The following is a 17,292-nucleotide window of genomic DNA, read 5'->3' on the forward strand; positions in this document are numbered from 1 at the left end:
TACCAGTGCAAGCAGGCCATGGGCGTCCTGCGTTCAGCGCGTATGGTGGGAGGCGGCGGCCAATTCGGCGCAGGTCTTGAAGCTTGCGCCCGCGGCGCGGAAGCGCTCCAGCAGTTGCTCGACTTTCAGCAGCCTGGCCGCGCGGCCCACGCCGTTGTCGGCGCGCGGATGCAAGGTCAGGCAGGCATAGCCATCGGCCGCGAGCAGCGCGTCGCCTTGTTCCACCCAGTGCGCGTAGGCGCGGTCCTGCGTCACGCGGCGGCTGAAATGGGTGGCGTCGCACAGGCCTTCGCTCCAGGGCAGCTCCAGCATGCCGGGGCCGCCGTCGGCGTCCAGGGCGTAGGGGGCGTCGTCGTCGATTGCGCTGCTGTCGTAGCGATAGCCGAGCCGGTGCAGCAGCGGTACGGTGCTGGCGGTAAACGCGCTGGCATAGCGAAAGCCCTGCGGGGGGGCGCCGGTCAGTTCGGCCAGCCGGTCGCGGGCCCGTTCCAGCACTTCGCCTTCGCGCTCGCCCAGCGCGGGCAGGTCTTCGTAGGCATTGCCTTGCGAGGCTGCCTCGTGACCGTCGCGCAGGCTTTGCTCCAGCAGGTCGCGGCAGCGTTCGGCTTCGAACACCGGCCAGAACAGCGTGGCGCGGATGTCCTGGCGGCGCAGCATGTCCAGCACGCGCGCCAGGCCGCCGCCGTAGGTATAGCGGCCATGCGCGTCGCGGCCGTGCAGCGAGGCTTCCGGCTGGGTCGCGGCTTCGGGGCCGATGCCCTGCACATTGAGGGTGACCAGTACGGTTTTGTCGGCGCTCATGCGCTTCTCCAGGCGTCGGGGCGGGCAAGGCAGTGGCGCGCCAGCGCTTCCAGCGTCATGACGTGCACATCGGGTTGGGCGGCCAGATAGGCCAGGAAGCGGTCCAGCGCCGCGGCGCGGGCCGGTGTGCCGGAACCGCCGGCAGCCTTGGGGTGCACGGTCAGGTGCACATAGCCTTCGGCCTGGCGCAGCGCCTCGAATTCCTGCACCCAGTTGTCGTACGCTTCCGCCGCGAGGCTGTGGCCCGAAAAGTAAAACGGATAGTCGTCCAGCGAGACCGTGTTGTTCGGCAGCATGATGAAATCCGCCGTGTCCGCCGGCAGGTAGGGACGGTCCTGGTCCTTTTCGCTGGCGTCGTAGCAATAGCCCAGGCGTCGCAGCGCGGGCAGGGTCCGATGGCTCTTGCGGCCCGAAGGCGAACACCAGCCCGCCGGCGTCACGCCCAGCTCGCGCTGGATGATGCGATGGGTTTTCTCCAGCAGCGCGGGCTCGTCATCGCCCAGGTCCCAGGCTTCGTGCAGATAGCCGTGGGCGGCGATCTCGTGGCCTGCCTCCAGGATGCGGTGGAAGGTCGCCGGATAGTGCTCGACGTCGTAGCCGCAGGCGAAGAACGTGGCAGGCATGCCGTGGCGCGCCAGGATCTCCAGGTGCCGCGCCACGCCGCGGCGGATGGCATAGCGGCCCGCGGTATGGGGACCGGCCGGGAACTGCTTGCGGCCGACCTCGACGGCGGGGCCGTCGACGTGGACGGTGACGCAAACCACCGCGCGCACCGGCGCGGCGCCCGCGGCGCGCAGGCCCTGCGCGCGCAGTTCGCGGTCCAGCGGCAGCCAGGGATTGGCGCTGGCGTCCAAGGGGACGCCGTAGGGTATGCGTTGCATCAGGTGGCCTTGATGTCGGCGTTCTTGATCAGCGTGCGCCACTTCTCGCTCTCAGTCGCGACGAAACGGCTCAGTTCTTGCGGGGTGCTGCCGTGCAGCTCCAGTCCGTTCTGCGTCAACTGCTCCAGGGCGGGCTGCTTGAGCGCGCTTTGCACGGCGCCATTGAGCGTCTGGATGATGGCGGCGGACGTGCCCGCGGGCGCGAACACGCCGTTCCAGCCTATGGCCTGATAGCCGGGAAAGCCCGATTCCGCCACGGTCGGCACGTCGGGCAGCGCCTGCGCGCGCTGCGCCGAAGTCACGGCCAGCGGGCGCGATTTGCCGCCGCGGATGAATTGCTGCTGGTTGATCACCACGTCCATCAGGATCGGAAACTGCCCGCCCAGGAAGTCGTTGACCGCGGCCGCCGCGCCCTTGTACGGCACGCCGGGCAGGTCCAGGCCGGCCGTGGCCTTGAGTAGTTCCATGGCCAGGTGGGCAGAGCTGCCGTTCTGCGTGATGCCATAGAAGTACTTGCCCGGATTGGCCTTGATGAGCGCGACCAGCTCCTGCAGCGTGCGCGCCGGAAACGACGGATGCACCACCAGCACGTTGTTGTAGTAGCAGACCATGGACACCGGCTCGAAGTCCTTGACCGGGTCGTAGCCGATGTTCTGGTACAGGCTCTGGTTCACCGTGTGCGTGCCGGTGGAGCCCAGCGCGATGGTGTAGCCGTCCGGCGCCGAACGGGCGGCCTGCTGGGTGCCGATGTTGCCCGCGGCGCCGCCCTTGTTGATCACGACCACGCTTTGCTTGAGCGCCTCGCCTATGCCCTGGGCCAGCGGCCGGGCCACCAGGTCGGTGCCGCCGCCGGCCGGGAAGGGCACGATGAACTGGATGGCGCGTTCGGCCGGATAGCCGGCCGCCCAGGCGCGGCCAGGCCGCGCCAGCGCCGCGCTGGCCAAGGTGGCGGCCGAGGCCCCCAGGAAATGCCGGCGGCTGATGCCGCCCTTGGTGCCGCAAGACTGCTTCATGGATTTTCCCCTGATGTTTTCCGCAGGTGCAGTGGCGTGTTGGACGTCAATCTACCCATTGCTTGAATGTCATTATTCGATAAAAAATAATTCAATCCAATTAGTTTTTATCTATAAATGATAAAAAATAGGAAAACGATAGTTTGGGTCTTGAGCTTGGGCTGGGTGCGATAGGCTGCGCCAATGGCACAGGCGCGCCGCACGCACCCCTGTGATACGCTGCGCCCGATCCCGCGTTGTTCCCCGCCCCACGACCGCCATGTCCACCCTGAAGCGAGCCCTAGCGATACTTGACCTCTTCAGTCTCGAAACCCCGGTGCTGTCGGCGGAAGAGATCATTTCGCGCCTGTCGTATTCGGCGCCCACGGGCTACCGCTACATCCGCGACCTGACGGACCTGGGCTATCTGCTGCGGGTGACGGGCGAAGGCTACAAGCTGGGGCCGCGCATCATCGAACTGGACCACCTCATCATCGACGGCGATCCGGTGCTGGGCGTGGCGCGCCCGATCATGCGCGAGGTGGTGGACCAGGTGGGCGGCGACGTATTGCTCAGCGTGATCCACGGCCTGCGCATCCTGAACATCCACCACGAGCGCGGTCCAGACGAACTGGGCATTCCGCACGGCCGCGGCCGCGCCCATCCGCTGTTCCGCGGCGCCACGGCCAAGACCATCGTCGCGTTCCTGCCGCGCAAGGACCAGCGCCGCCTGTACGAAGCCCATGCGGACGAGATCCGCGATCTGGGCCTGGGCGCGACGCAGGCCGAATTCACCGGCAAGCTGGACCAGATCCGGGTGCAGGGCTTTTATCTGGGAGTGGGCGAGATCTCGCCGGAGCGGGCGGGCATCGCGGTGCCGGTGTTCCAGGAGGACCGCCGCGTGTTCGGCGCGCTGACCGTCACCTTTCTTGCGGCCCGGCTCAACACCATCGCGCAGGACAAGACCACGGCCTTGCTGCAGTCGGCCGCCCGCCGCATCGAATCGCTGGCGCTGGCCACGCGCATGAAGGAACAAGCCCCCGCGCCGTGAGCGCGAGGGCTTGCGTGCGGGCCTGCGGCGATCTTGGCTGGATGCGCTATTGCTGCGCGGCGCGGGCCGGCGACCCCATGGCCTGGAACAACGCCGCCGTTTCGGTCAGGCGCGCATTGGCGTACTCGATCTCGCGCAAGCGGGCCGCCACGTAATGCTGTTCCGCAGCGTATTCGGTATAAGGCGCCAGCGCGCCCAGCCGCACGCGGCTGGCGGTGTTGCGGTAGGACTGTTCGGCCGAGCGGCGCGAGGCTTCGGCGGAGGCCAGCGCCTGCCCGTCGGCATCCAACCGCGACAGCGTGTCGGCCACGTCGCGGAAGGCGGTCAGCACGGTCTGCTTGTATTGCAGCAGCGCGGCTTCGTAGCGTTCCTTGGCCGCGCTGCGTTCGGCCAGCAGCGCGCCGCCATGGAAGATGGGTTGCGTGAGCGTAGCGCCAACTGCCCAGATGGCGCCGGCGCCCGACATCGCCGCGGGCCAATTGAAGCCGCTCTTGCCCATGGACGCGGACAAGGACAGGCTGGGGAACAACTGCGCGGTGGCCAGGCCCACGTCGGCCGCGGCGGCTTGCACCACCGCATCCGCGAACAGGATGTCCGGGCGCGCAGCCAGCAGTTCGGACGGCACCACCACCGGCACTTGCTGCGGCACGGCCAGCATGCTGAAGGCGAGATCGGGTGGGGCCTGGTCTGGGTTGCGGCCCAGCAGCACCGCCAGCGCATGGCGCGTCGCATGCCAGCGCGCGCGCAGGCCGGGCAGGGACGCTTCCAGCGTGGCGGCGTCCTGGTCCGCGTCCAGCGCGTCGTTCTGCGAGGCCGAACCCAGTTCGTAGCGGCGCTGCGTGTCGCGCGCCACCTGTCGCGCCAGCACGACCTGCTTTTCCGTCAACGCCACGCGTTCGGCCAGTGCGGCGGCAGTGATGGCGCCGGTGACGATATTGCTGGCGAGCGAACGGCGGGCGGATTCCAGCTGGAAGGCCTGCTGCTCGACCTGGGCCGCGAGCGAGGCGTTGGCAAAGCGCGCCGCGCCGAACAGGTCCAGGTCGTACTTGGCGTGGATCTGGCCGGTGAAGACGTTGTACTGCGCGGTCGGTTCGTGCAAGTTCGGCATGGTCAGCGCGCGCCGGCGGGAGGCGTCGGCGCCCGCGTCCACCGAAGGCAGCAGCGACGAATTCACCTGGCCGCGCAGCTGTTCGCGCGCGCCGGCCAGGTTGCGTTCGGCGGCGGCGAGGTCCGGGCTGTTGGTCAGGCCTTCGGCCACCAGCGCGTTCAGCGCCTCTGATTCATAACGCTTCCACCATTCGGGCACGGGCCGCGCGCCTTGTTCGAAGCGCTGCGCCACGCCCTGGGCGGCGGCGCTTGCGGCGGGCGTGGCCTCGACGCCGTACTGCGCCGGTTGCGCGACCGCGGGCGGCTTGCTGCTGGGCGCGAAGGCGCAGGCACCCAAGGCCAGCGTCAGGGGCAGGGCGGCCAGGCGCAAGGAAAGTCGGTTCATCGTCATGCTCCCCGTTCCACCGTGTCGCCGGCGTTGGCGCCCGGCGGCACGCCTTCGGGTTCGTCGCGCTCGTCGTGGCGGACGCGGAACCACGCGGCATACAGGGCCGGCAGGAAGAACAGCGTCAGCACGGTGGCGATGGTGATGCCGCCCATCAGGGCGGTGGCCATGGGGCCGAAGAAGTTGCTGCGCAAAAGCGGGATCAGGGCCAGCACGGCGGCCGCGGCCGTCAGGGTAATCGGGCGGAAACGGCGCACGGTGGCGCCGACGATGGCGTCCACGCGCTTGTGGCCGGCGCCGATGTCCTGTTCGATCTGGTCCACCAGGATGACCGAGTTGCGCATGATGATGCCGAACATGGCGATCACGCCCAGCATGGCGACGAAGCCGAAGGGCTTGCCGAACAGCAGCAGCGCCGCGACCACGCCTATCAGTCCCAGCGGCGCGGTCAGCACCACCATCAGCACGCGGGCGAAGCTTTGCAGCTGCAGCATCAGCAGGGTCAGCACGGCCACCGCCATCAGCGGCATCTGGGCGTTGATCGAGGACTGGCCCTTGGCGCTTTCCTCCACCGGGCCGCCCACCTCGACGCGGTAGCCGACGGGCAGTCCGGCGCGCAGGGCGTTGAGCTTGGCGTCGATGGCGCGGGTGACGTCGATGCCTTGCGCGCCAGCGGCGACGTCCGCTTGCACCGTGATGGTGGGCTGGCGGTCGCGTTCCCAGATGACGCCGTACTCCAGGTCATAGCGCACGTGGCCCAGGCTGCCCAGCGGCACCGCGCCGTTGGGCGTGGGCATGGCCAGGGTGCTCAGGCGCGCGGGGTCGATCCGCTCTTCCTGCGGCGCGCGCAGGCTCACGGTGATCAGCTTGTCGCGTTCGCGGTATTGCGTGACCGCGTAGCCCGACAGCGTCATCGCCAGGAAGTCCGAGATGTCGCTGGAACTGACGCCCAGCTCGCGCGCCTTCTGCTGGTCGATCTCGAAGCGCACCGAACGTTCGGACGGCTCGTCCCAGTCGAACTGCACATTGGTCGAACGCGGATCGGCGCGGACTTCGGCTGCCACCTGTTCGGCCACCGCGCGCACGTCGGCGATCTTGTCGCCGCTGACGCGGAACTGCACCTGGAAGCCCACGGGCGGGCCGTTCTCCAGGCGCGACAGGCGGCTGCGGATGGCCGGGAACTGCTCGCGCAGCACGGGCTGCAGCCATTGCGCGAGCTTCTCGCGGTCCTCGACCGAATGAGTGGTGATGACCAGCTGGGCGAAGTTCGGGGTGGCGAGCTGTTGGTCCAGCGGTAGATAGAAGCGCGGCGCGCCGGTGCCGACGAAGCTGACCGAGTGGTCGATTTCCGGACGGCCTTCCAGCGTCTTTTCCAGCCGCTCGACCTGGCGCAGCGTGGCCGCGAACGACGCGCCTTCCTGCAGGCGCACGTCCACCAGCAGTTCGCTGCGGTCGGAGCTCGGGAAGAACTGTTGCGGCACGAAGCGGAAGCAGGCCATGGCAGCCACGAAGACCAGCGCCGTGGCGCCCAGCACCAGGTAGCGGCGGTCCACGCACCAGCCCACCCAGCCGCGCAGGCGCTGGTAGAAGCGGGTGTTGTAGATATCGTGTTCGTGGTCGTCGGGCAGATGGGCTTCGCGTTTGCGCTCGGGCAGCAGGCGGTAGCCCAGCAGCGGGATCAGCACCACGGCGGCGAACCAGGAGGTGATCAGCGCGATGGCGGACACCTGGAAGATGGAACGGGTGTATTCGCCCGTGCTGGACTTGGCCAGCGCGATCGGCAGGAAGCCCGCCACCGTGACCAGGGTGCCGGTCAGCATGGGGAAGGCGGTGCTGGTGTAGGCGAATGCGGCGGCGCGCGCGCGGCTCCAGCCCTGTTCGAGCTTCACTGCCATCATTTCGACCGCGATGATGGCGTCGTCCACCAGCAGGCCCAGCGCCAGCACCAGCGTACCCAGGGATACCTTGTGCAGGCCGATGCCGAACATGTCCATGAACAGCGCCGTGACCGCCAGCACCACCGGGATCGAGATGACCACGACCATGCCGGTGCGCAAGCCCAGCGACACCAGGCTCACGGCCAGCACGATGGCCACCGCTTCGGCCACGGAGCGCAGGAAGTCGTCGACCGAATGCGATACCGCCTTGGGCATGCTGGAGACTTCCTTCAGCGTCAGCCCGGCGGGTAGCTGGGCCTGGAGTTCTTCGAACTTGGCGCTCAAAGCCTTGCCCAGATGGACCACGTCGCGCCCCGGCTGCATGGTGATGCCTATGCCCAGCACGGAGCTGCCGCCCAGCCGCATCTGTTCGACGGCCGGGTCTTGGTAGCCGCGGCGAATGGTGGCGATGTCACCCAACCGGATCGATTTGCCGTTGACCCGGATCAGCGTGTCGGCCAGGACGCGGCTGTTGGCGTACTGGCCGCTGGGCCGCACGAAGACGCGGTCGTCGGCGGTGGTCAACGTGCCCGCGCTCGTCACGGCGTTCTGGCTGTTGATGGCCTGGGCGATCTGCTGCGCCGACACGCCCAGTCGCGTGAGCTGGGTGTTGGAGATCTCGACGTAGATGTGCTCGGGCTGGTCGCCGAAGTAGTCCACCTTGGCCACGCCCGGCACGCGCAGCAGCACGGTGCGCAGCCGGTCGGCGTAATCGTGCAGCTGGGCGGGCGAAAAGCCGTCGCCCTGCAGCGTGTAGATGTTGGTGTAGACGTCGCCGAATTCATCGTTGAAGAAGGGGCCTTGCACGCCCGGGGGCAGCGTGGCCGAGATGTCGCCGACCTTCTTGCGCACCTGGTACCACTGCTCGGCCACGGCGCTGGCGGGCGCGGAGTCCTTCATGGTGTAGAAGATCAGCGACTCGCCCGGCCGCGAATAGCTGCGCATGAAGTCCGTGTTGGGGGCTTCCTGCAGCTTCTTGCCGATGCGGTCGGTGATCTGTTCCTGCACCTGCTGCGCGGTGGCGCCGGGCCATAGCGTCTTGATGACCATGACGCGGAAGGTGAAGGGCGGATCTTCCGATTGCGCCAGCTTCGAGTACGACAACACGCCGAACAGCGTGATCAGCGTGATGATGAAGACGACCAGCGGCTGGTGCCGCAGCGCCCAGGCCGACAGGTTGAAGCGGCCTTCCTCGTGGCGATGCGCCTGAGTCGCAGCGTCCTGCTGCGGGCCGCTCATGAGGCGAAATCCTCGGGATGCAGCGGCGGCACGGCGCGGACTTTCTCGCCGGCGGCCACCGTGTGCACGCCTTGCCAGACCACGCGTTCGCCGGCCTGCAAGCCCTTGGACAGGGTGACGGTGCGGGCGTCGTAGCGCAGCACCTGGACGCGGCGCAGCTCCAGCGTGTCGGCGTCCGGCTTGACGATCCACACGGCGGGCGCGGGGCCGTCATGGAACAGCGCGGTGGCCGGCACCGTGTAGGTCGTCAGGCTTTCGCCTGAGCGGTTGTCGAAGCTGATGTTGGCCGTCATGCCCAGGCGCACCTCCGGGGTCGGGGATTCCAGCGTGAGCTTGGCGCGATAGGTGCGGCTTTGCGGATCCGCGGCCGGCGCGATCTCGCGCAGCACCGCGGAAAACGTCTGGCCGGGCAGGGGGCCGAGCGTGACGCTGGCGCGCTGGCCGATGGCCAGGCCCGCCAGCACGCTTTCCGGTACGTCGCAGATGGCATCGATGTCGCCGGACCAGGCCAGGTTGTAGACCGGCTCGCCGGCGGCCACGTTCTGTCCAGTGTCCGCCTGTTCCGCGGTGATGACGCCAGCATGGTCGGCCTGCAGCGTGGTGTATTTGAGCTGGTCGGCCGCCAATGCCGCCTGCTGTTGCGCCTGGTCGCGCTGCGCCAATGCCGTGGCGTAGTCGTTGCGGGTTTGCTCCAGCTGGGTCGCAGCGATCAGGTTTTCGCGGGCCTGGGAGCGGTCGCGGTCCAGCTGCTGGCGCGCATAGTCCAGTTGGTGCTGGGCCGCCGACAACTGCGCGCGGGCGCTGGCCGCGTTCTTGGCGGCGTCGGCCGGATCCAGCTTCGCGACGATCTGCCCGGGGGTGACGGCATCGCCCAGCCGGACCTGGCGCTCGATGATCTTGCCGCCCACGCGGAACGACAGCGGCGTGCTGTAGCGCGCTTGCACTTCGCCAGGCAGCGTCCAGGCCGGCAAGCGTTCATCGGCCTGGGCCGGCATGGCGACCACCGGACGCGGCGCGGGCGGGGGCGCCTCGTTGCGGCCGCAGGCGGCCAGCAACAAGGCGAGGGCCGCGGCGCCCGGCAGCGACAACAGGCGCGGCCAACGGCGGGACCGGGTGGAGGGCGAAAGCGGCGCCGCGGGGGCGGCCGCGGCGGAGCGCGCGGCAAGGCGCGCGGCAGGGCCAGGGCAAGTCACGTAACACCTCGCGGCGCGGAAATTCGGGAATAAGGGCCGGTTCCGGCCCGATACGGCCTGGATTCTAATACAGGTATGAATTCAGATTCAATGGTGAATTTGAAATGCGCCCCAGTGCTAAACTCGCGCCATGTCAAAAGTCCGCCTTACGCGAGAGCAAAGCCGTGATCAGACGCGCCAGCGTCTGCTCGACGCTGCGCAATCGATTTTTGTAGCGAAAGGGTTTGTGGCGACCAGCGTGGAGGACATCGCCGAACAGGCGGGCTACACGCGCGGAGCCTTCTATTCCAATTTCAGCAGCAAGTCCGAACTGTTCCTGCAACTGCTCAGACGCGACCACGAAAGCGTCATGAACGAGATGCGCGCCATCTTCGAGGACGGGTCGTCGCGCCCGCAGATGGAAGCGCGCGTGCTCGAGCACTACTCCACGCACTTTCGCCAGAACGACTGTTTCCTGCTGTGGATGGAAGGCAAGCTGCAGGCGGTCCGCGACCCTGAATTCCGCGAGGGCTTTCTGGCCTGTATGCGGGAATTGCGCGCAGCCGTCACGGACTACGTGCAGCAGTTTTCGGCCCGGGTCGGCACGCCGCTACGCATGCCGCCGGAGCAAATGGCGCTGGGCCTGCTGGCCCTGTCGGACGGCATGCAGTTCAGCTATGCCTTCGACCCGCAGGCCGTCACGCCGGAAATGACCGAGGCCGTGCTGGCCGGTTTCTTCCGCAGCGTGGTCTTCGGCGAACCGAAGACCGAGTAAGGCGGCCGGTCCCCGGCCTCAGGCCAGCAATTCCGAGATTTCTATGAGGTTCAGGTCCGGATCCCGCAGGTAGACCGAGCGGATCTTGCCGGTCGCGCCGGTGCGCGGCACCGGGCCTTCGATGATCCGGGCGCCTTCGCGGTTCAGATGCGTGATCACCTCTTCCAGCGGACGGTCGGCGATGAAGCACAGGTCCAGCGCGCCCGGCACGGGCAGGTGGGCCTTGGGTTCGAACTCATGGCCGCGCACGTGCAGGTTGATCTTCTGGTTGCCGAAGCGCAGCGCCTGGCGGTTCTCTCCGAACGTCTCCAGGCGCATGCCGAGGATCCGGGTATAGAAGTCCACCGTGGCGGCGGGGTCGGTGCAGGTCAGGACCAGATGGTCCAGGTGATCGATCATGGATATCTCTCCTCTGGCCGGCCCGGCTTGAGGTTACTGATTGTCAGACGGCCTTAGGCCGTGATAGTAATACTTGCGGCGCGCGCCGGACTGAGGGGGACGCGCGCTGGAATTTCCAACCCTCGGGCGAAAGGAGCGGCAGCATGACTTCAGAAACCCGACCATCCACCATCAATCGTCCCGTGTTTTTTCCGGCGGCCGTGTTCACGCTGCTGCTGGTGGGATTCGCGATCCTGGCGCCCAAGGTCGCGCAAGGCCTGTTCGAGTCCATGCAGGGCTGGATCCTGGGCAACGCCAGCTGGTTCTACATCCTGGTCGTGGCCATCATCCTGATTGCGGTGGTGTTCCTGGCGGTCAGCCGGTACGGCGACATCAAGCTGGGGCCCGACCACAGCGAACCCGATTACCGCAACTTCACCTGGTTTGCGATGCTGTTCTCCGCGGGCATGGGGATCGGCCTGATGTTCTTCGGCGTGGCCGAGCCCGTGATGCACTTCATCGCGCCGCCGGTGGGCGAAGGCGGCACCGCCCTCGCGGCGCGCGAATCCATGAAGATCACGTTCTTCCACTGGGGGCTGCATGCCTGGGCCATCTACGCGGTGGTGGCGCTGATTCTGGCTTTCTTCAGCTATCGGCACGGGCTGCCGCTGACCTTGCGTTCGGCGCTGTATCCGCTGATCGGCAACCGCATCCACGGGCCTATCGGGCATGCGGTCGACATCTTCGCCATCATCGGCACGGTGCTGGGCGTGGCCACTTCGCTGGGCCTGGGCGTGGCGCAGATCAACAGCGGCCTGAACCACCTGTTCGGCATTCCGGTGGGCGTGACCACGCAGATCATCCTGGTCATCGTCACCTGCGGCCTGGCGACCCTGTCGGTGGCCAGCGGCCTGGACAAGGGCATCCGCATCTTGTCCGAGACCAATCTGGTGCTGGCGGCGGTGCTGCTGCTGTTCGTGCTGGTGGTCGGCCCCACGGTGTTCCTGTTCCAGACCTTCGTGCAGAACACGGGCGCTTACCTGTCCGATATCGTCAACAAGACCTTCAACCTCTACGCCTATGAACCGACCGACTGGATCGGCGGCTGGACGCTGTTCTACTGGGGCTGGTGGATCGCCTGGTCGCCCTTCGTGGGCCTGTTCATCGCGCGCATTTCGCGCGGCCGCACCATCCGCGAATTCGTCACCGGCGTGCTGCTGGTGCCGGCCGGCTTCACGCTGTTCTGGATGACGGTGTTCGGCGATACCGCCATCCACATGATCCTGGTCGACAAGGTGCAGGGCCTGGCGGAAGTGGTGCAGGCCGATTCTTCCCTGGCGCTGTTCGCCTTCCTGGAACAATTGCCCTGGAGCGGGGTGCTGTCCGTCGTCGCCATCGCGATGGTGGCGGTGTTCTTCGTCACCTCGGCCGACTCGGGCGCGCTGGTGGTCGACCTGCTGGCTTCCGGCGGCTCGGACCGCACGCCCGTGTGGCAACGCATCTTCTGGTCGGTGCTGATGGGGGCGGTGGCGATCGCGCTGCTGCTGGCCGACGGCCTGACAGCGTTGCAGACCGCTACCATCGCCAGCGCGCTGCCTTTCTCCATCATTTTGCTGCTGTCGCTGTGGGGCCTGTTCAAGGCGCTCAAGCTGGACGCGACCAAGCGCGGCATCCGCTATCAGTCGCTGACGCTGTCGCGCCCGGCGCGCGGCGGACAGTCTTGGGAGCGGCGGCTGCGCAACATGGTCATGATGCCGCGCCGCGCCCATGTGCAGCGCTTCATCGGCGACGTGGTGCGCCCCGCATTGGAAGACGTGGCGGATGAACTGCGCAAGCAGGGCTATCAAGTGGAAGTGCGCGAACACGGCAACGATGAGGGCGTGATCATGGAAGTCTCCCATGGCGAACACCTGGACTTCTCCTACGCCGTGCTGCCGGAGGCCTTCGTACGCCCCAGCCTCACGCCCGAGGAAGCGGCCGACGAGGAAGAGCGCAAGTACTTCCGCGCCGAGGTCCACCTGCGTGAAGGAGGGCAGGATTATGACATCATGGGCTGGAGCCGCGATGCCGTCATCGGCGACATCCTGGACCAGTACGAACGCCACCGCCACTATCTGCACATGGTGCGGACCTAGCCGCGCCGTACCCCGCGAAACCGCCAGCTTGCTGGCGGTTTTTTTATGCCCACACGCCCCGCATGGGCTTGCACGCCATAGTCCGCCGCTATGCCGGGGATTGGATTAACCCTTTTGACGAAATGCCCGATATCGTGGATTATCCAAGAACATTCTTTGATAAATAGCGAGTCAATCATGAAGGCGAAATCAGGAGCGTGGGCGGCCGGGGTCGTGGCGCTGGCGCTGGCGGGCGGCGGGCTGTACTGGAAGTACGGCGGCGCGCAGCAAAAGGGCGGCTGGGCCATGGCGCCGGCCAAGGTCGCGGTGGCCGCCGCGCGGCAGGCGGACTTCCCGGTCACGCTGAGCGGCATCGGCTCGCTGGAGGCCGCGCGCCAGGTGCAGGTCGCGGCCGAAGTGGACGGCCGGGTCGACCGTATCCTGTTCGCCTCGGGCGCGCAGGTCCAGGCCGGCCAGTTGCTGGTGCAGTTGAACGACGCGCCCGAGCAGGGCGAGCTGGCCCGCTTGCAGGCCCAGGCGCGCAATGCGCGCGCCTTGCTGGATCGCACCCGCCGCCTGCTGCCGCAGCAGGCCGCCACGCGCGAACAGCTGGACCAGGCGCAGGCCGACTACGACCAGGCCGCGGGCGACATCAAGCGGGTGCAGGCGCTGATCGAGCAAAAGCGCGTCAAGGCGCCGTTTGACGGCGTGCTGGGCGTGCGCCGCGTGAACCTGGGGCAATTCGCCCGCGCCGGCGATCCGCTGGTATCGCTGACCGACGCTTCCGCCATGTATGCCAACATCACCCTGCCCGAGCAGGCCATGGGCGCGTTGCGCGCGGGCCTGCCGGTGGCGGTGACCGTGGACGCCCATGCGGGCCGCGTCTTCGAAGGCCAGATCAGCACCGTGGAGCCGCAGGTGGATGCGGGATCGCGCACCGTGCGCGTGCAGGCGACCCTGCCCAACGCCGACCGCGCGCTCGCGGCCGGCATGTACGCCCAGGGCCAGATCGGCCTGCCGGCGCGCCCCGGCGTGATCACCGTGCCGGAAACTGCGGTCAGCTACAGCGCCTATGGCGATTCCGTCTACGTGCTGAACCCGCCCAAGGCGGGCGAGGCGTCCACCGGCACGACGGTCCGGCAGGCCTACGTGAAGACGGCCGAGCGCGTGCGCGGCCGCGTGGTCGTGACCGAAGGCCTGCAGGCGGGCGACCAGGTCGTGACGTCGGGCCAGCTGCGCCTGCACAACGGCGCGGCGGTCGAGGTCAGCGCCCAGGACACCGTGGCGCTGGACGCCGCGCAGCAGACCGTGGCGCAAGTCCGGTGAGGGCGCGGAGCAGAACATGAAATTCACCGATCTCTTTGTACGCCGGCCGGTGCTGGCGCTGGTGGTCAGCACGCTGATCCTGCTGCTGGGCATCAAGGCCCTGAGCGGCCTGCCGGTGCGGCAGTATCCGCTGACCGAAAGCACCACCATCACCATCACCACCCAGTATCCGGGCGCTTCGCCCGATCTCATGCAGGGCTTCGTCACCCAGCCCATCGCGCAGTCCGTGGCCACGGTGGAAGGCATCGACTACCTGTCGTCTTCCTCCACCCAAGGCCGCAGCGTGATCACGGTGCGGATGAAGCTGAACGCCGATTCCAACAAGGCCATGACCGAGGTGATGGCCAAGGTCAACGAGGTCAAGTACCGCTTGCCGCAGGACGTGTACGACCCTGTGCTGGTCAAGTCCGCCGGCGAGGCGACCGCCGTGGCCTATGTGGGTTTTTCCAGCAGCACCTTGTCGCTGGCGTCATTGACCGACTATCTGTCGCGCGTGGTGCAGCCGCAGCTCTCGTCCATCGACGGCGTGGCCAGCGTGGAGCTCTACGGCGGGCAGAAACTGGCGATGCGGGTGTGGCTGGACCCGAACCGGATGGCGGCGCGCGGTATTTCCGCGGGCGAGCTGGCCGACGCGCTGCGCGACAACAACGTGCAGGCGGCGCCGGGACAGGCCAAGGGCCTGTACGTGGTGTCCAACATCCAGGTCAACACGGACCTGGTCAACGTCGCGGAATTCCGCGACATGGTGGTCAAGCGCGAGGGCGACGCGATCGTGCGCCTGGGCGATGTGGCCACGGTGGAACTGGGCGCCGCGTCCACCGATTCCAGCGGCCTGATGGACGGCGAGCCGGCGGTGTACTTCGGCCTGAACGCCACGCCGGTGGGCAATCCGCTGGTGATCGTCAAGCGCCTGAACGAGCTGCTGCCCAACATCAAGCAGAACCTGCCGCCCGGCACCAGCGTGCAGGTGCCGTTCGAGCTGGCCCGCTTCATCAGCGCCTCGATCGACGGCGTGGTGCGCACGCTGATCGAGGCCGTCGCCATCGTGGTGGTGGTGATCTTCCTGTGCCTGGGGTCCTTGCGCGCCGTGCTGATTCCGGTACTGACCATTCCGCTGTCCATGCTGGGCGGGGCGGCCATCATGGCGCTGTTCGGCTTCAGCGTGAACCTGTTGACCTTGCTGGCCATGGTGCTGGCCATCGGCCTGGTGGTGGACGACGCCATCGTGGTGGTGGAAAACGTGCACCGCCACATCGAAGAGGGCAAGTCGCCGGTGCGCGCGGCCCTCATCGGCGCGCGCGAAGTGGCGGGGCCGGTGATCGCCATGACCATTACGCTGGCGGCGGTCTACGCGCCCATCGGGCTGATGGGCGGGCTTACCGGTTCGCTCTTCAAGGAGTTCGCCTTCACCCTGGCGGGATCGGTGGTGGTGTCGGGCGTTATCGCGCTGACCTTGTCGCCGGTGATGAGTTCGTTCCTGCTGGACAGCCGCGTTTCCGAGGGCTGGATGGCGCGCCGCGCCGAGCATTTCTTCGGACGCCTGGGCGACGCCTATGGCCGCGTGCTGGACGTCTCGCTGCATCACCGCTGGGTGACCGGGCTGATCGCCGTGGCGGTGCTGGCCAGCCTGCCGTTCCTCTACAACGCGGCGCAGCGCGAGCTGGCGCCGGTGGAGGACCAGTCCACCGTGCTGACGGCGATCAAGTCGCCGCAGCACGCCAACATCGACTACGTGGAGAAGTTCGGCCGCAAGTGGGACGACGTCATGAAGACCCTGCCCGAACAGCAGGGGCGCTGGCTGATCAATGGCTCCGACGGCGTCTCCAACAGCATCGGCGGCGTGGACTTCGTGCCCTGGGATAAGCGCCACCGTTCGGCCGACCAGATCCAGGCCGACATGCAGGCCATGGTGAACCAGGTCGAGGGCAGCAACATCTTCGCCTTCCAGCTGCCGTCGCTGCCGGGATCGACCGGCGGGCTGCCGGTGCAGATGGTCATCATGAGCGCGTCCGACTATCCGGTGGTCTACGAGGCCATGGAGGGCTTGAAGAAGGCGGCGCGCGAGAGCGGCCTGTTCATGGTGGTCGACAGCGACCTGGACTACAACAACCCGGTGGTGCAGCTGAAGGTGGACCGCGCCAAGGCCAACAGCCTGGGCGTCACCATGAAGGCCATCGGCGACACGCTGGCCGTGTTGGTGGGCGAGAACTACGTGAACCGCTTCGGCATGGACGGCCGTTCCTATGACGTCATTCCGCAGAGCCTGCGCGAGCAGCGCATCTCGCCGGAGTCGCTGGCGCGCTACTACGTCAAGAGCGCCAGCGGCGCCCAGGTACCGCTGTCCAACCTCGTGACCGTGTCCATGGGCGTGGAGCCCAACAAGCTGACCCAGTTCAATCAGCTCAACGCGGCCACCTTCCAGGCCATTCCCATGCCGGGTGTCACCATGGGCGATGCGGTGCAGTTCCTGACCGACCAGGCCAAGTTCCTGCCCGCGGGCTTCAGCTACGACTGGCAGTCGGACGCGCGCCAGTACAGCCAGGAAGGCTCGGCGCTGATGATCACCTTCATCTTCGCCATCATCGTGATCTACCTGGTGCTGGCGGCGCAATACGAGAGCCTGCGCGATCCCTTCATCATCCTGGTGAGCGTGCCCATGTCGATCTGCGGCGCGCTGATACCGCTGGCGCTGGGCATGGCCACCATCAACATCTACACCCAGATCGGGCTGGTGACGCTGATCGGCCTGATCAGCAAGCACGGCATCCTGATGGTGGAGTTCGCCAATGAAATGCAGGTCAGCCACGGGCTGGACCGGCGCACCGCGATGGAGCAGGCTGCCCGCATCCGGCTGCGCCCCATCCTGATGACGACCGCCGCCATGGTCATGGGCCTGATCCCGCTGCTGTTCGCCAGCGGCGCGGGCGCGCACAGCCGCTACAGCCTGGGCCTGGTCATCGTGGTGGGCCTGCTGGTGGGCACGCTGTTCACGCTGTTCGTGCTGCCCACCGTCTACACCGTCTTTGCCCGCGACCACCGCGCAGCGCACGACACGCCGCGCGCTCGGGAACTGGCGCTGGCCCAGGCCGAGGACGCCGCGGCGCCCGCCGCCTCCGCTTAGCCGAAGGAAACCA

At 67.5% G+C, this 17,292-nt stretch carries 12 protein-coding genes; 5 read left to right on the forward strand and 7 right to left on the reverse strand.

From position 1 onward, the window contains the following. Window positions 1-33: 33 nt before the first annotated feature. From N5C88_RS20570 to N5C88_RS20580, 3 genes are read right to left on the reverse strand one after another with little or no spacing between them, the layout of a single operon-like run. On the reverse strand, window positions 34-801 hold the full coding sequence (locus N5C88_RS20570; protein WP_280016123.1) for a polysaccharide deacetylase family protein: 768 nt from the start codon (window positions 799-801) through the stop codon (window positions 34-36). Beyond that, entirely contained in the window at window positions 798-1,682 is an 885-nt protein-coding gene (locus tag N5C88_RS20575; protein WP_251877482.1) for a polysaccharide deacetylase family protein, read from the reverse strand. The genes N5C88_RS20570 and N5C88_RS20575 overlap by 4 nt, the downstream gene beginning before the upstream one ends. Further along, on the reverse strand, window positions 1,682-2,695 hold the full coding sequence (locus N5C88_RS20580) for a tripartite tricarboxylate transporter substrate binding protein (RefSeq protein ID WP_251877480.1): 1,014 nt from the start codon (window positions 2,693-2,695) through the stop codon (window positions 1,682-1,684). The genes N5C88_RS20575 and N5C88_RS20580 overlap by 1 nt, the downstream gene beginning before the upstream one ends. A 259-nt stretch (window positions 2,696-2,954) precedes the next feature. On the opposite strand from N5C88_RS20580, the gene N5C88_RS20585 reads away from it, so the two are divergent. Continuing rightward, a complete protein-coding gene (locus N5C88_RS20585; RefSeq protein ID WP_280016124.1) occupies window positions 2,955-3,725 on the forward strand; it encodes an IclR family transcriptional regulator in 771 nt (256 codons plus the stop codon). Window positions 3,726-3,771: 46 nt separating this feature from the next. Here the strand turns inward: N5C88_RS20585 and N5C88_RS20590 are convergent, their stop codons facing one another. Genes N5C88_RS20590 through N5C88_RS20600 form a run of 3 tightly spaced genes read right to left on the reverse strand, consistent with a single transcriptional unit; the run spans window position 3,772 to window position 9,481 of the window. Beyond that, complete coding sequence (locus N5C88_RS20590; protein WP_118931889.1) at window positions 3,772-5,217, reverse strand: efflux transporter outer membrane subunit; 1,446 nt, start codon at window positions 5,215-5,217, stop codon at window positions 3,772-3,774. Window positions 5,218-5,219: 2 nt separating this feature from the next. Beyond that, window positions 5,220-8,393: an efflux RND transporter permease subunit gene (locus N5C88_RS20595; RefSeq protein ID WP_059375007.1), complete on the reverse strand. Its 3,174-nt coding sequence runs from the start codon at window positions 8,391-8,393 to the stop codon at window positions 5,220-5,222. Next, a complete protein-coding gene (locus N5C88_RS20600; protein WP_280016125.1) occupies window positions 8,390-9,481 on the reverse strand; it encodes an efflux RND transporter periplasmic adaptor subunit in 1,092 nt (363 codons plus the stop codon). The genes N5C88_RS20595 and N5C88_RS20600 overlap by 4 nt, the downstream gene beginning before the upstream one ends. A gap of 235 nt (window positions 9,482-9,716) precedes the next feature. On the opposite strand from N5C88_RS20600, the gene N5C88_RS20605 reads away from it, so the two are divergent. Beyond that, entirely contained in the window at window positions 9,717-10,340 is a 624-nt protein-coding gene (locus tag N5C88_RS20605) for a TetR/AcrR family transcriptional regulator (RefSeq protein WP_059375005.1), read from the forward strand. An 18-nt stretch (window positions 10,341-10,358) separates the two neighbouring features. Here the strand turns inward: N5C88_RS20605 and N5C88_RS20610 are convergent, their stop codons facing one another. Next, window positions 10,359-10,739, reverse strand: coding sequence for a VOC family protein (locus N5C88_RS20610; RefSeq protein WP_280016126.1), 381 nt, complete (start codon window positions 10,737-10,739; stop codon window positions 10,359-10,361). A 143-nt stretch (window positions 10,740-10,882) separates the two neighbouring features. Here N5C88_RS20610 and betT point away from each other — a divergent pair, with 143 nt between their 5' ends. The 3 genes from betT (at window position 10,883) to N5C88_RS20625 (ending at window position 17,279) form a co-directional block, all read left to right on the forward strand. After that, window positions 10,883-12,853, forward strand: a complete 1,971-nt coding sequence (gene betT / locus N5C88_RS20615; protein ID WP_280016127.1) for a choline BCCT transporter BetT — start codon at window positions 10,883-10,885, stop codon at window positions 12,851-12,853. 177 nt (window positions 12,854-13,030) lie between these two features. Further along, entirely contained in the window at window positions 13,031-14,158 is a 1,128-nt protein-coding gene (locus N5C88_RS20620) for an efflux RND transporter periplasmic adaptor subunit (RefSeq protein ID WP_118931887.1), read from the forward strand. Between the two features lie 16 nt (window positions 14,159-14,174). Then, complete coding sequence (locus N5C88_RS20625) at window positions 14,175-17,279, forward strand: MexW/MexI family multidrug efflux RND transporter permease subunit (RefSeq protein WP_059374997.1); 3,105 nt, start codon at window positions 14,175-14,177, stop codon at window positions 17,277-17,279. The last annotated feature ends 13 nt before the right edge of the window (window positions 17,280-17,292 follow it).

Source organism: Achromobacter sp. GD03932, from assembly GCF_029839485.1.
Taxonomy (GTDB): domain Bacteria; phylum Pseudomonadota; class Gammaproteobacteria; order Burkholderiales; family Burkholderiaceae_B; genus Achromobacter; species Achromobacter bronchisepticus_A.